This is a genomic window from Alteromonas sp. WD8-37, from assembly GCF_055326825.1.
The window spans coordinates 299,069-313,539 of the sequence record NZ_JBUZOV010000002.1; the positions used below are offsets into that span (position 1 = coordinate 299,069).

Here is a 14,471-nt window from a genome sequence, read left to right on the forward strand (position 1 = left end):
TTCAGACAACATACAAATAAATCGAAAAATAATGGCAGCCACAGCCGCCTAATACAAAGAGATGCCAGATGGCATGGGTGTATTTTACCGTTTTTGCCACATAGAAGATAACCCCCAGGCTAAAACACAAACCACCGGCCACAATCAGCCATAATCCGGCGCCCGGCAATGCCTGGTATAACGGATAAATCACGCCCAGCGCAATCCAGCCCAATAGCAGATAGGTGGCCACTGAAATACGCGGAAAGCGGTGCTGAGCGATCAATTTAAAAGCGACCCCGCCCAGAGCCAGCACCCATACCAATGCTGTCATGGTGATGCCCAGCCAGCCGCCTACCGAAACCAGTAGCAGCGGCGTATACGTACCGGCGATTAACAGGTATATCGCACTATGATCAAACAGTTTCAGCCAGCTTTTGGCTGGATGGTGGCTGATGGCGTGGTACAGGGTGGAGCTTAAAAACATTAAGATCAAGGTAGCGCCATATACTGCTGCGGCGGTGGTGGCTAGCGGATTTTGGGCACGCAGCACCAGTAACACCAGCCCTACGATGGCGGCAATACAGCCAAGGCCGTGGCTGATGGTGTTGATCCATTCTTCGCTTCGCGAATAGGCGGGAGGGGTCACTGCGGTCATCGGCACTCTCGTCTGGTCAGTTTATCCGGCTGAAATATTTCAGCGCACAATTGTACACTCAATGCCAGTATATACGAGCAAACCGCGTTCTGCGATGACCATCACCGCTGATTATCAGTTCTTGCTTCGCCGCGGGTGGGCTAGCCCGGCTCCGTGGGTTCGGCCAGACTGGTGGTTTCCAGCGGCGTGTCCAGCGCGTGACTGACTTTATCAAGCAGCTGAATCAACTGGCGGGCTTCGTCATCGCTGATATTGCTTAGATGGCAACGCATCTGCGCCGGAATAGCAGCGGCTTCGGCTTTGATTTTTCGGCCATAACTAGTCAGCGACACGATGCGTACCCGGCGATCATACTGGGTATATGCCAGGGTAAGATACCCTTTAGCCTCCAGTTTTTTTAAGATCAGGCTCATAGCACCGCTGTCGATACGGGTATGCTCCACCAGATCCGAAATGGCAATTCCTTCGTTTTCCCAAAGACTCATCAGTACCACGTACTGCGGGTAGGTCAGATTCAGCTGGTTTAATAACGGCCGGTACGCCCGGCTAAATGCATTGGATACGGTATAGAACCGATGGCACAGCTGATTTTTTAACAATAGTAATTCGTTCATACATCACCTCGGTGGCTATTTTGCATACACACACCTTGCACTGCAATGGGGCTTGAGGTAATTTAATTTGCGTGCAAACTAAATCCACCTTAAAGGAGCTCATCATGCATAAATTAGACAGCGTAATATACACAGGCAAAGCCACCGCAACAGGCGGACGCGACGGTACTGCCGAATCCAGCGATGGCCGGCTAAAAACTAAACTGTCAGTGCCTAAAGCGCTGGGCGGCGATGACGGCCAGGGGACCAACCCTGAACAATTGTTTGCGGCGGGTTATTCAGCCTGCTTTATTGGTGCCCTTAAGCACGTGGCAGGCAATGAAAATGTCAAACTGAGCGATGATGTGGCCATTACCGGTGAAGTGTCCATTGGCCCGATTGAACAAGGCTTTGCCATTGCGGTGAAACTGCACATCGACTTGGGTGATATGCCCAGAGACAAAGCTGAAGAGCTGGTGGCCAAGGCACATCAGGTGTGCCCATACTCCAACGCGACCCGTGACAATATCGAAGTGGAACTGGTCGTGGTTTAAACCGGCGGTTTCGCTACCGTAAACCCCACATTGCCTGACACCGCCTGCAATTCTGCCACGGCGGCGTCGGGCAAGCGGATGTGCATGACCACTTCCTGGTGGTAATGCACTTCATCTACCTGCCCCTCGTGCTGCTGCACAAAGTGGCGGATAAACTGCTCATGTTTAAAGTCAGTGGTGACAGCCAGCGCTGTCTGTCGCACCAGCTGTTTACGCGGAACTGCATCCAGGGTTTGCTGGGCACTGGCCGAATAAGCCCGTACCAGACCGCCGGCACCTAATTTGATACCGCCAAAATAGCGCACCACCACCAACATCACATCGCCTACCGGATTATGCTGCAGCACATTTAGAATGGGCTTGCCGGCAGTCCCGCTGGGTTCACCATCATCGCCCATAGCCACACTGGTAGGCTGCTCGGGGTTGCCTAACAAATAAGCCCAGCAATGATGGCGTGCATCCGGATATTGCTGGCGCAGGTGCGCCAAAAATGCCATGGCGCTGTCGCGGTCCGGCGCATAGGCAGCGAGGCCGATAAACTGGCTTTTTTTCACCTCAAAGGTGGTCTGGCAGGAACTGTCGGGAATTTGATATGGCATAGCCTGCCAGTATAACGGATTTACGCTTAGTCGGCATCTGCCGGTTGGTTCCTGGCTTCTACCACGGTTGCGGCGACGCACTGTTATCAGCTGAAAAGTTTCTCGGAATAATACTTGTGAGACAGTCGCTATCTTATCCCCAGCTCAGGTTCAAACTATCACTTGGGTGAGGTGAACCATCAATGAATAAAATGAACTATTGCTTAGAGAGTCGAATATTAACTAAATAGACAGTTCAGGGCTTATTATGCCCTGGCTACCAATAGAGATATGCTGATGAAAAAGATATCGACTCTTCTATTAAGCCTGGCCCTGTGCACCGGTGCGTGCAATACCACTGTTGCGCAAACCAATACCGTGGCTTTGGCACCCTTACCTTCACTTGATGATATCACACAAGGCAACAATGGTTGGGCCTTGGGGCTTGGTCTTGGCATCGAATATGAAACTGCCTACGAGGGCTCAGACGAGTTTGGCTTTGAGCCTCAACCTGCCGGGGCGCTGCAATGGAGAAGCGGTGAGCATATTTTTTATTTTGCCGGAGAAGCGCTGGGGTGGCGAGGAAGATTTGGTGATCTCTGGCTACTGGAAGGCGCGCTAGCCTTTGACGAAGGCCGGGAGGAAGCCGATTCTGATGAAGGGCATTTGGATGGGCTAGGCGATCGGGACGAAAGCTTTGAGCTTGTGCTGCAAGCGCGCCGCGCATTCACATCAGACTGGCGCTATTGGCTGGTTGGGCGCATGGTTTCAGGAAGTGACGGAAATCTTGCGTTGTTCGGCGTGGGTCGGCGCTTTGGAGAACACATTGATGGGACTGGCCATGAAGTGAATGTGGTGGCTGTGTTGCATGATAGCGAATATGCAAACAATGACTTTGGCATTGATGCGATACAAGCGGATGCATCGGGTTTGCCCATTACGTCTCTTAGTGGTGGATTACGTTCGGTAGGGGTTGATTATAATTTTAGGTTTTACATTAATCAGCGTTGGCAACTGTATGGTGAGGCGCTTTTTGAATACTACAGTAGTGATGTTCGAGCAAGTCCAATCGCCCGAAGTAACTATGAAACCGAAGTAGGTTTCGGCGTTATCTATATCTTCTGACAATACCGGTTTTTCATCTGACTTTCGGCAGTGTCTATAGAGTCTGCGTTATTCTCATCAGCAAGCCTCAGCTATCTTGTCATTGATCTCTTGCACCGATTTTTTTGTCACCAGATTAAGCGCCAGTGCATGGTGTGCCGCTTCTGCAGCATCCTGAATAAACTTAAATGGCACATCGTAGTCAGCAAATTTTTCACTCGCTTTCATTAATTTGGGCGAACGTGAGGCGGGTTTTAGATCACGAATATACACCGCTAAGATTCTGTTTGAATGGACTTTGGCCATCTCTAAGTAGGCATAAATATCGTGTTGCCCGGAATCGCCTATCAACACCAGATCTAGCTGCGGGTAAGTATTTAAAATGGCTTCAATACGGTCGGTTTTATAGCTTGCATGGCCGCTCTTAAACCAGCGGTCTTCGCGCAAGCCAAAATCCTTGAGCAGCACGGGGCCTTTGGGCAGTTCGTGAATCGCTATAAATTCAGCAATGAGGTCATAAATATTCCAAGGGCTGCTGGAGACATAAAAAAACGGATTGCACGCAATACCCGAAGCCCCGTGGTGCAATGCGTTGTAAAGCTCTGATGTACCCGGGAACAACTCACGGCTGTGGGCGTTATTGAGAAGGACGGTTTTTGTGTGGCGCAAAAAGTTCGTTGCGCCAGTGCGCATGATGGTATCGTCAACATCGCTGACCACAGCAAATTCCGCGCTGTCAGCCGGCACTGATACCTCAGCCGTACTTTGCGGCTCTGCTTTAGGAAGTTCGGGGTCAGCGGGCTTAAGAGTGAGCGTCGTCCAGGGTTGCTGCACATGTTTGGCCGTGGGCTGTTTCCATTGATAATGAAAATAACCATCAGCATCTGTAGTTACCGTGCGCACATCATTACCCATGGCTACCGTAATTGGGGTAAAGGGGATTTCATCGCTTCGATAGCGCCGCATCATGTGCACCAGATTTTTCCATCTACTATCCTCGAGTTTTCCTTCTACCCCTTTGGCTTCCAGCAAGCGCCCGGCCACCCAAAGTTCCTCTGTGGTTCCGTAGGTCATGTATGGCTGAACAATGACCGGTGAGTAGCCATACCACCGTTTAAACCTGTGTTTGAGTCTGTCCACCCGTCTTTCTAAACGATAAACCCAGCGGCGTACTGTTTTGTGCATAGTGGTCCTGACAATATACGAGGGGCAGTAGCTTACGTGTCCAGGCTATCCCCACTAAAAAAGATTACTTAGAACATATATGCTTTAACTCACAATATGGACTTGTTATCAGACGGGGTCGCCCTTGAGTATTATGTTGCAACCAGGGTGCATACACATTCCGAAACACTCTCGTCCTCATTAGCGCTCTACTAGCTGCTATCCGGGATATCAGCCGCATCGCGCCGAACATTTATCGCAGGGCCGCAAGAGCGAGTCGGCGTGATCGTGGCAGTATTCATCGCATTGCACGCATTCGTGTTTATGTTGCTGTCTGCGACTTCCTCCACTGGCTCTTTTGACAACCACGGCAGGAACCGCTGGTGACTCGTGCCGTTGAAATCACAGGCACACTGATTCGACAAACTGTAAACGCACAAAAAAACGCCGGGAAATCCCGGCGTTTTTATAATGGTATGCCCGGCACCTGCCGGGCGGCTGAAAGGTTATTTCAGGTCAAAGCGGTCGTTAATCATTACCTTGTGCCAGGCGGCGATAAAGTCATCCACAAATAACCGACCGGCATCTTCGGCGGCATAGGCTTCGGCCACTGCACGCAGCTCAGAGTTAGAGCCAAACAGCAGGTCCACCGGAGTAGCGGTCCAGCGGGTTTCGCCCGACTCGCGATCCTTACCGACATACACACCGGCTTCATCGTCCGATTTTTCCCAGCGGGTAGACATGTCCAGCAAGTTGACAAAAAACGCATTGTTAAGCTGGCCGGGCGAGGTGGTCAGCACGCCATGCTGAATGCCGTCATGGTTGGCATCCAGCGCGCGCATACCGCCTAATAACACCGTCATTTCAGGAACCGTCAACCCCAACAGGTTGGCCCGTTCTACCAGCATCGGCGCGGGTGGCATCCAGGCCTGGTCAGAATAATAATTTCTAAAGCCGTCAGCATGGGGCTCTAAGTAGCTGAACGAGTCTTCGTCGGTCATCTCGGCACTGGCATCAGCCCGGCCGGGCTTAAACGGTACACTCACATCATAGCCGGCATCGGCAGCAGCCTGCTCGATGGCGGTAACCCCACTTAGTACAATCACATCTGCCAGAGACACCTGCACCTGGCCAGCCGACTGGTTAAAGTCCTGTTGGATCTGGCTCAGGGTATCTAAGACCCGGTCCAGCTCGTCGGGGTTATTCACCGGCCAGTTGGCTTGGGGCGCAAGACGTAAGCGCCCGCCATTGGCCCCGCCACGCATATCGGTGTTGCGATAGCTGGCCGCGGCGGCCCAGGCTGTACGCACCCGCTCGGCCACGGTTAAATCGGTGTCATTAATGGCCTGTTTAAGCTGGGCGATATGGCTGTCGTCAATGATGTCATAATCCACCGCCGGGATAGGATCCTGCCATTTGAGCACTTCTTCTGGCACCTCATCACCCAAATAACGGGCGCGCGGGCCCAAATCGCGGTGATTCAGTTTAAACCAGGCCTTAGCAAACGCTTTTTCAAACTCCTCCGGGTTGTTTTTAAAGCGCAGAGCAATTTCACGAAAAGCCGGATCTTCTTTTAACGCCAAATCGGTGGTGAACATGATGGGCGCATGACGTTTGGATTTGTCGTGTGCGTCCGGCACCATATTTTTGGCCGAATCGGATTCGGGAATCCACTGAATGGCACCGGCCGGGCTCTTGGTTTGCACCCAGTTAAATGCAAACAGGTTATCCAGATAGTTGGTGGTCCATTGAGTCGGCGTGACTGTCCAGGCGCCTTCCAGGCCACTGGTCATGGTATCTTCGGCATTGCCTTTACCGCATTTGTTGGACCAGCCAAATCCTTGTTCTTCGGTGCCTGCAGCCGCCGGTTCTTTGTCCAGACACTCGGCTTTTTTAGCGCCGTGGGCTTTACCAAAGGTGTGGCCGCCGGCAATCAATGCCACAATCTCTTCATCGTCCATGGCCATGCGGCCGAACGACATACGAATATCCTGAGCCGCTGCAATGGGATCGGGCTTGCCATGCGGGCCTACCGGATTGACATAGATCAAGCCCATTTCCACGGCACCCAACGGCCCTTTCAGTTTGCCCTTTTCATCACGGCGCTCGTCAGTTAAAAACTCGCTTTCCGGGCCCCAGTACACCAAGTCTGGCTCCCAGTCATCTACCCGGCCGCCGGCAAAGCCAAATGGCTTAAAGCCCATGTCTTCCAACGCCACATTACCGGTGAGCGCCATCAGGTCGGCCCAGGAAATGTTGCGGCCATATTTTTGTTTCACCGGCCACAACAAGCGACGGGCCTTATCAAGGTTGGCATTGTCTGGCCAGCTATTAAGTGGATCAAAGCGCTGCTGACCACCGCCGGCGCCGCCGCGGCCATCATGCACCCGGTAGGTACCGGCAGCGTGCCAGGCCATACGGATAAAAAACGGCCCGTAATGGCCGTAGTCGGCTGGCCACCAGGCTTGTGAGTCGGTCAGCACCTCTTTGATATCAGCTTTTACCGCCGCTAAATCAAGTTGCTCAAAGGCTTGTGCGTAATCAAACTCGGCCCCATATGGGTTCGACTCGGCGCCATGAGCGCGTAGAGCCGATAAATCCAGTTGTTCAGGCCACCAAAAATTATTGCTGCGGGGAGATTGCTGAGCGGGTGCTGACTGGGCAGGTTCTGCCGCCAATGCCAGTGGGCTCAGTGCCAGGGACACGGCCGTGGCGACCGAAAGAGCGTGTTTAAACATGGTTATTTTCCTCTAAGCCATGATGTTTAATTTGCCTATAAAGCATTGTTCAAAATGGACAAAAAGGAAAACTAGGAAAATAGATTAGCTTAATCGGGAAATTATGGGGTAGCCGCTCGCAAAAATACGATGGCTACCCAAACGCCTACTGACCGGCGGCAGGAAGTTCGCTGGCCAGTGCTTCAATGGCCTGACGGCGGCCTTCATCGGCCAGCGGACGCGCGAGCCGGGCGGGGGCAGCGCGGGCTTTATTCAGATGCTCACGGGCCGCGGCATATTCGCCCTGGTCGGCCAAAAATGCGGCATAAAAATAATGCTGATCGATACCAGTGGGGTTGATGGCAAGTGCTTGTTGATACAGTTCCCGCGCTTTATCGTCATCACCAAAGCTCACCGGCCAGCCGGGCACTTTGGCATACAAGGTGGCCAGGCTGGATACCGCGGTGCCGCCTAAAACCGATGGGTCGACGGCCATAGCCCGCTCAAAATTCTGGCGCGCCTGTTTGGCATAATCCAGCGCACCCAGGCCGCCCTTAGCGCGCGCAGCGCTGGCCTGAAGCACTCCCAACCAGGCACGGGCGGCGGCATCTTTGGGGGTCGCATCCACCAGGGCCTGCGCCTGGCTGATTTGCTGCTCAAACTGAGCCAGCTGGCTCTCACTGTCATTAACCTGATAATTGGTGACCGCCCAGGCTTGTTGAAGAGGCAGAACATCGGTGGCCATCGAAACAAACGGTAGCCCGCTCCCCACGATTGCAATTAGCCAATTTTTCTTATTAATCATCGATAAAAGCCATATACAAAAAGCCGCTAGCTTACCTTAATTCAAATAGGGTTCACCAGCAGCCTAATGTATTTAAACCCTATAGCTTTGCAGTAACTGCTCGATAGAGGTGGCCAGACCGGATGCATTACGCGCTGAATCATCGGTTTCTTTGACATAGCTGGCGTTGTCGCGGGCCGACAGGCGAATGGTTTCCACATTCTCGCTGAGCTTCTCAGTCACCTGGCTTTGCTCTTCGGCCACGCTGGCCATTTCCACGTTGGTTGCGCGGATCTGGTCAATTTTTTCATTCAGGCCGCCAATTTCGATGGCGGTCTGGCTGCATTGAGTTTCCACTTCCTTGGACAGATCCGAGCATTCCAGTACCAGGCCATTCACTGATTTCACTGCACCCTGCACCTTATAGATATTGTCCTGAATTTCCTTAATGGAGGTTTGGGTGCGTACCGCCAGTTGACGCACTTCATCGGAGACCACCGCAAAGCCGCGGCCGTGCTCCCCGGCGCGGGCGGCTTCGATGGCCGCATTCAACGCCAGCAGGTTAGTCTGGTCGGCAATTTCTTCAATCACTGACAACACACTGCCGATATTATTCGACAGCTCGGTCAGGTTATTTGAGCGGTCGCTGGTTTCGGATAGCGCTGTGCGCTGTTTTTGTGCCAGTTCTGCGGTTTTCGCCACCATATTACGAGTCTTACTCGCTACATCGGCAATTTCCACGGACAATAACTCGGCCCCGGCAGCACTTTGCGCCACAGATTGCGCGGTGGCATTCAGCTCGGTGATGGCAGTAGCCACCTGCTCAGTTTCTTCAGCCTGGTTAGCCGCGGCTATCTGCGATTTTTGTGAGGTCTGGGTTAGCTGCAAACAGCTCACAGCAATATTATCGGTGGCGGATTTAACCTGGCGGATGGTGTGCTGCAGCTTGTCTAGCAAGCCATTAAAGCTGCCGCAGATTTCATTGATTTCCTGCGTGCTGTCAGTGGCAAAGCGCTGGGTGAGATCGCCCTCAGCCCCAGTGAGATCATCAATTCGACTGCTTAGTGCATGTAATGGAGCTGATACCAGGCGGTTGATTAACCACACCAGCACGCACACTAAAATGGCCCCGGCGATGGCCAGGGTGGTCAACAAAAAGGTCAGGCGGCTGGTGACAATGGCGCTGACTTCATCGGTAGAATAGGCAATATCCAGGCTGTAGCGCCAGGCATCAAAGGTATAGCGTTGAATGTTCCAGGCCGGGCTGGTTGCCAGATTGGTTTGCTCAAGCTGAGGATCGCTGATGTTGCTGCTGTGCACGCGGACCCGGTCGCGATCATCGCGCAGCACGACGATGCCGTCGCTAAGCACCCGAGCACTTTGGATGGCGTGGGTAAGCACACTCAAATCGGCGCTGTAGCCTACATACCAGATCCCAATGACTTCGCCGGCGCGATTGGTAATGGGCTGGTATGCCGTCAGATAGGGCTTGCCCAGAATATCCACCTGGCCGCGAAAGGTCTGCTGGTTGCGTATAGCAGCAATGGCCAGGCCGTTTTTGTCCAGGGTGGTGCCGGTAGCACGGCTGCCATCATCGCGTTTTACATTGGTGGCCACACGTACAAAGTCGCTACCCTGGCGCACAAATAGGGTGGCAGTGCCGCCCACCAGGCGAGTCACATTGTCGACCAAACGGGTGTTGCCATTGATCAGGGTGTCGCCAAAATACAGCTGGGGGGTCCCATTGGCAGCAGGCTCTAACCGGGGCTGGCCCAAGGCGCCAGACTGGCTGACCAGCACATTTAACGCAGCATCCACCTGCTCGCTCATCAGGGTGTGGGTCACCGCCAGAATGCCGAGCAATTCGTCTTTAATATCCTGACGTTCCGCCGCGGCTTTTTGCGCGGTTTGCGCACTGACAGACTGATATAAATACACGGATAAGCCCAGGCCAAACACAAAAATAATGGCACTAATGGACCAGGTTAAGATATACCGAATGGATTGGTTTTTTTGACTTAAAAAACGCACAGACGCTCCTCAAACGACTACTGTCTGGGGCACTACAGGGGGAGTGACCCATGGCTATGAAAAAGGGCGAAAAATGGTGTTACTACAGTATAGGAGACTGATAAAACCGCTTTGCTCGCATGGTGCAAGGCGAATGGTTACTTACTTGCACAGAAATGCATATCGGCATACGTGAAAAAAATTTAAGAAAAAAACAGCAGTTTTTGATGTGCTCAGGCAGGGGGGATGCAGGAGGAGGCGCTAAGCCACTGTGGTGGTTGAAATTATCACAGTGGCTCGGCCCGAAAAAATGATTACGCGTCAGGTTAGCCAGCCAGCTGTAGTTGCTGATGGTCTAAAAATTCTTCGTAGGTGCCTTCAAAATGATTCAGCTGCTGGTGTTTAATTTCAATCACTTGTGTGGCCAGTGAAGTCACAAATTCACGATCGTGGCTGACAAAAATCACTGTGCCGTCAAAGTGCAGCAAGGCATGGTTTAGCGCTTCTATGGACTCCATATCCAGGTGGTTGGTGGGCTCGTCCATCACCAGCACATTGATGTCCTGCAGCATCAGCTTACCGAACAACAACCGGTTTTTCTCACCACCTGAGCACACATTCACTTTTTTATTAAAATCATCCGAGCTGAATAATAAGCGGCCCAGCATGCCTTTGACCTGCAAATCATCATGCTTTGGTCCGCGCCATTGTGACATCCACTCAAACAACGTCAGATCGCTGGCAAAGTCGCGGGTGCTATCTTGCGGAATGTACCCGATAGCGGCATTTTCGGCCCATTTCACGGTGCCGTGCTCGGCTTGTAAATCATCGATCAGACATTTAAGCAAAGTGGTTTTGCCGGCGCCGTTTTCGCCGATGATGGCCAGCCGGTGACCGGCTTCCAGCAGCAGGTTGCCATCGCGGAACAATGGCAGATCCGGGTAGCTGTGGCCCAGTTTTTCTAAGGTTATGGCCAGACGGTGTAGTTTTTTGTGTTGCTTAAACTGGATAAAGGGTTTGCGACGGCTGGAGGCTTTGACTTCGGCCAGCTCAATTTTTTCCAGCCGGCGCGCCCGCGAGGTGGCTTGCTTGGCTTTTGACGCATTGGCCGAAAAGCGTGCCACAAAGCTTTGCAGCTCTTCGATTTCGGCTGACTTTTTGGCATTTTCCTGATGCAGCTGCTCTTGAGCCAGGGCCGCGGCCTCGGCGTAGGCATCATAGTTGCCTGGGTAGATGCGCAGCTCGCCGTAATCGAGATCGGCCATGTGGGTACATACCGAGTTTAAAAAATGACGATCGTGCGAGATGATGATCATGGTGGACTTACGCTTATTAAGCTCTTCGGCCAGCCAGTTGATGGTGTAGATATCCAGGTTATTGGTGGGCTCATCCAATAGCAGCATGTCCGGGTCGGCGAACAAGGCCTGGGCCAGGAGTACCCGTACCTTTTTGCCTGGTGCCACTTCTTTCATCAGGCCAAAATGATAATCTTCATCGATGCCTGCGGCAGCCAGGATATCTCCGGCGCGGGCCTCGGCAGTGTAGCCATCCATCTCCGCAAAGCGGGTTTCCAGCTCTGCCACGCGCATACCGTCTTCTTCACTCATCTCCGGGTTGCTGTAAATGGAGTCGCGTTCCTGTTTAACTTCCCACAGTTCGCTATCACCCATGATGACCGCATCTACTACGCTCATTTCTTCAAAGGCAAACTGGTCCTGGCTTAAAATGCCCAGCTTGGTGCCCGGCGCATACGACACATTGCCGGCTGATGGGGTCAGCTTACCGCTCAGAATTTTCATAAACGTCGACTTTCCGCTGCCATTAGCACCGATTAACCCGTAGCGGTTACCGCTGCCAAATTTTGCAGAGATATTTTCAAACAATGGCTGTGAGCCAAATTGCATGGTGATGTTGGCGGTAGTTATCAAATCAAAATCCAGGAAGTTGCAAAGAAGAATGTATGCTTTGGAGCCAAAGCAGCGGGCGCGCAATATAAAGAATCTGGCCGCCAGTGTCGAGGAAATTTTGACCGTTTGTAGTCTCGGTAAGCGCATTGGCTGGTGGGGCGGGGTGGGCTGAGCGCCCTTGGCTGGCGTGTTATGCTGGCATCTATCATCATTTTCAGCAGGCAAAATTACACTAAGTCATGGCAAAACCGAATAAAAAAGGCCCGGTGCGCACAGTGCAGATCTCCTGCAAGCAATGTAAGGCCCCGATTTTTAAATACCGCAAAGGCGGCAAGGGCGCACTGGTTAAATGTTTTATTGAGCGGATCGTTGAAGATTACACTACCACCAAATGCCACTGCCCGGGCTGCGGCCAGGAATTTGCGCGGGAAACCATGATCCGCGGCGCCCCGGCCTTGAAGATGATTGGCGGCAAGGTGCACATGAAGTGAGTATCTGTATGGGGCCGGGATGGTAAAATTATAAAAAAAAGGCCGGTCTTGCCGGCCTTGTTCAGTCAGGTAAGACGTTTAAATCATATTGCTTGCCAGCATACCGGCCACTGCCGCTGCAATTCCACTGACCAATGCGCTGGCAAATAACCACCAGGCCGCGGTCATGGCGAGTACCCGGACAGATTCGGCCTTTTGCTTCGCGCTTTGCTGTAATTCATCGAAGCGCTTCTTGGCCTCTTGTTGGTAATGCTCCAGCCGTGTGTTCAAATCTTTTTTGGCTTCTTCAAAACGCGCCATGTACTGGTCAATATCTGCCTCTGACAATTGGCTATTGTTGGTAAGCAACGCACGAACAGTTTTATCATCAAATTGTGCAACGCGTTTAGACAAGATTTCCGGGGCTAATTTGGGATTGTCTAAAATCGCCATGAAGTCAGCTTTAATATCCCGGTAGGCGAGTTCGGGGCGTTGCATACTATCAAACCACTGTTGCACCCGAGTTTCTGCTTTACTGCGTTTTACGGGCAGGTTGTCTGTAGAGCTTGTCGCCTTAGTGTCTTTACTTGTTGCTGAACCCATTGACTGGGTAGCTTTTGCCGCCAGTTTTTTCACTGTGCTGATAATCGACTCTGCTTTTTTGTCATCCATATCTTTATGACTTGCCAACACTGCCTTGAGAGTTTCTTCATCCATGGCATTGTAGCGTTGCATTATGACTTGCTGAGACTTAGATGGATCCTCGAAGATCTTCTGTAGATCTGACTCCAGAGCTTCAGCGGAGACTTCATCTCGACCGATTTGGTCGAGATACTGGCGAAGGTTGTCGCGTAGCTCTTGGCCCTCACGTTCGTCGCCAGGGGACAATTTATCAAAAGCGGCAGTGGCACGTTGCTGGTGGGTGTCACCTTCGCGCATAGCAGATTTAGCATCATCCAGCGCCTGAGATAGTTGTTGCTTTTGTTTATCATCCAAATTGGACTGTTTATTTGCCACCTCGACAATTAACTTACGGGCTGCATCAGAATCGTCAGTCACATACTGCTCTTCCACTTCAATCTGATGTAATAAGGTTTCTACTTCTTTACGCAGATCTTTTACCGAGAAATTTGGCGTAGCCTTACTAATGTATTCTTTGATTTTTTTATCGATATCTTTGGTATCGAACTCCTGGCGGATTTCATCATGGATGGCCTTCACCGTTTTACGGGCAAACTTGTCGGGATCGGCGCGGTTATCCGAAGAAAAGACCGACGCTACAGATGAGCCGGTAGCAGAAAGACTGGCCTGAACCATGGAAGTCAGCTTGCCGGCCATCCCCGAGGCGAATTTGATGTCGAAATACAGGCAAATAGAAAAAAACAGTGCCCAAATTACCAGGCCGGTGATGGCGCCATTAAGCACCGTCGCACTGTGTGCCAGATCGATGGCTAACCAGGTACCGACAAACAGCGCTAATGACATACTGATAACGCTAAATATACCCATTCCACTAATGGCTTTTTTACCGGTGTTAGTCATTGAAGAGTTACTTGAACTATTGGAAGATCCCGCAGCCGAATCTTCACTGAGATCACCTACCGCGGTAACCCCTAGCGCTACAGCTAGATTGCCAATTAATAACTGAATACCGATAGCAATAATAACGCCTGCCAGAACACTGGTAAAAAAGTGTCCTGACAACGAGACTGTGTGTGCCACTTCGGTCTGTGCTTGAGTGATAGCTGGCAGCATTGCTGAGGTAGCTATCAATGATTTTGTGTATATGTTCATTTTATGCCTCTGGTAGTTCACTTAATGTCTTAAATAAGAAATGAATCCAACCACGGGGACGGCCCGGTCACAGCTAGGCGAACCACAGCGTTTGGTTAATCAAATGACTTTCTACATCCTGAAACAACGTTCAAACTTTATATAGGTGAGGGGGCCATG

General features: G+C 51.8%; 12 protein-coding genes. 3 read left to right on the forward strand and 9 right to left on the reverse strand.

The window, feature by feature from the left end; genetic code table 11:
* Position 1: 1 nt before the first annotated feature.
* Positions 2–637, reverse strand: a complete 636-nt coding sequence (gene trhA / locus ACTUJZ_RS06775; RefSeq protein WP_463635536.1) for a PAQR family membrane homeostasis protein TrhA — start codon at positions 635–637, stop codon at positions 2–4.
* 140 nt (positions 638–777) lie between these two features.
* On the reverse strand, positions 778–1,251 hold the full coding sequence (locus ACTUJZ_RS06780; protein ID WP_463635537.1) for a MarR family winged helix-turn-helix transcriptional regulator: 474 nt from the start codon (positions 1,249–1,251) through the stop codon (positions 778–780).
* Between the two features lie 104 nt (positions 1,252–1,355).
* On the opposite strand from ACTUJZ_RS06780, the gene ACTUJZ_RS06785 reads away from it, so the two are divergent.
* Entirely contained in the window at positions 1,356–1,784 is a 429-nt protein-coding gene (locus ACTUJZ_RS06785) for an organic hydroperoxide resistance protein (protein WP_463635538.1), read from the forward strand.
* Here ACTUJZ_RS06785 and ACTUJZ_RS06790 read toward each other — a convergent pair.
* Complete coding sequence (locus tag ACTUJZ_RS06790) at positions 1,781–2,383, reverse strand: YigZ family protein (RefSeq protein ID WP_463635539.1); 603 nt, start codon at positions 2,381–2,383, stop codon at positions 1,781–1,783. The two genes, ACTUJZ_RS06785 and ACTUJZ_RS06790, sit on opposite strands and share 4 nt — an antisense overlap.
* 276 nt (positions 2,384–2,659) lie before the next feature.
* Here ACTUJZ_RS06790 and ACTUJZ_RS06795 point away from each other — a divergent pair, with 276 nt between their 5' ends.
* On the forward strand, positions 2,660–3,487 hold the full coding sequence (locus tag ACTUJZ_RS06795) for a MipA/OmpV family protein (RefSeq protein ID WP_463635540.1): 828 nt from the start codon (positions 2,660–2,662) through the stop codon (positions 3,485–3,487).
* 57 nt (positions 3,488–3,544) lie between these two features.
* Here the strand turns inward: ACTUJZ_RS06795 and ACTUJZ_RS06800 are convergent, their stop codons facing one another.
* The 5 genes from ACTUJZ_RS06800 to ACTUJZ_RS06820 all read right to left on the reverse strand — a co-directional run bounded on the left by ACTUJZ_RS06800 (position 3,545) and on the right by ACTUJZ_RS06820 (position 12,069).
* Entirely contained in the window at positions 3,545–4,651 is a 1,107-nt protein-coding gene (locus ACTUJZ_RS06800) for an App1 family protein (protein ID WP_463635541.1), read from the reverse strand.
* Positions 4,652–5,136: 485 nt separating this feature from the next.
* Positions 5,137–7,368 (reverse strand): catalase/peroxidase HPI, encoded by a 2,232-nt coding sequence (katG, locus tag ACTUJZ_RS06805; RefSeq protein ID WP_463635542.1) that lies wholly within the window; start codon positions 7,366–7,368, stop codon positions 5,137–5,139.
* A 145-nt stretch (positions 7,369–7,513) separates the two neighbouring features.
* Entirely contained in the window at positions 7,514–8,152 is a 639-nt protein-coding gene (locus ACTUJZ_RS06810) for a hypothetical protein (protein WP_463635543.1), read from the reverse strand.
* A gap of 72 nt (positions 8,153–8,224) precedes the next feature.
* A complete protein-coding gene (locus ACTUJZ_RS06815; protein WP_463635544.1) occupies positions 8,225–10,162 on the reverse strand; it encodes a methyl-accepting chemotaxis protein in 1,938 nt (645 codons plus the stop codon).
* Between the two features lie 305 nt (positions 10,163–10,467).
* Positions 10,468–12,069 (reverse strand): ABC-F family ATPase, encoded by a 1,602-nt coding sequence (locus ACTUJZ_RS06820; protein ID WP_463635545.1) that lies wholly within the window; start codon positions 12,067–12,069, stop codon positions 10,468–10,470.
* Positions 12,070–12,287: 218 nt separating this feature from the next.
* On the opposite strand from ACTUJZ_RS06820, the gene ACTUJZ_RS06825 reads away from it, so the two are divergent.
* Positions 12,288–12,539 carry a hypothetical protein gene (locus ACTUJZ_RS06825; protein ID WP_463635546.1) on the forward strand — a complete coding sequence of 84 codons (252 nt, stop codon included), beginning with the start codon at positions 12,288–12,290 and terminating at the stop codon, positions 12,537–12,539.
* Between the two features lie 78 nt (positions 12,540–12,617).
* Here the strand turns inward: ACTUJZ_RS06825 and ACTUJZ_RS06830 are convergent, their stop codons facing one another.
* Positions 12,618–14,333 (reverse strand): TIGR04086 family membrane protein, encoded by a 1,716-nt coding sequence (locus ACTUJZ_RS06830; protein ID WP_463635547.1) that lies wholly within the window; start codon positions 14,331–14,333, stop codon positions 12,618–12,620.
* Positions 14,334–14,471 lie beyond the last annotated feature (138 nt).

What these genes read in the sequence shown, in the direction of transcription:
- trhA (WP_463635536.1), bottom strand. Translation starts at nt 637, where the DNA reads ATGACCGCAGTGACCCCTCCCGCCTATTCGCGAAGCGAAGAATGGATC.
- ACTUJZ_RS06780 (WP_463635537.1), bottom strand. Translation starts at nt 1,251, where the DNA reads ATGAACGAATTACTATTGTTAAAAAATCAGCTGTGCCATCGGTTCTAT.
- ACTUJZ_RS06785 (WP_463635538.1), top strand. Translation starts at nt 1,356, where the DNA reads ATGCATAAATTAGACAGCGTAATATACACAGGCAAAGCCACCGCAACA.
- ACTUJZ_RS06790 (WP_463635539.1), bottom strand. Translation starts at nt 2,383, where the DNA reads ATGCCATATCAAATTCCCGACAGTTCCTGCCAGACCACCTTTGAGGTG.
- ACTUJZ_RS06795 (WP_463635540.1), top strand. Translation starts at nt 2,660, where the DNA reads ATGAAAAAGATATCGACTCTTCTATTAAGCCTGGCCCTGTGCACCGGT.
- ACTUJZ_RS06800 (WP_463635541.1), bottom strand. Translation starts at nt 4,651, where the DNA reads ATGCACAAAACAGTACGCCGCTGGGTTTATCGTTTAGAAAGACGGGTG.
- katG (WP_463635542.1), bottom strand. Translation starts at nt 7,368, where the DNA reads ATGTTTAAACACGCTCTTTCGGTCGCCACGGCCGTGTCCCTGGCACTG.
- ACTUJZ_RS06810 (WP_463635543.1), bottom strand. Translation starts at nt 8,152, where the DNA reads ATGATTAATAAGAAAAATTGGCTAATTGCAATCGTGGGGAGCGGGCTA.
- ACTUJZ_RS06825 (WP_463635546.1), top strand. Translation starts at nt 12,288, where the DNA reads ATGGCAAAACCGAATAAAAAAGGCCCGGTGCGCACAGTGCAGATCTCC.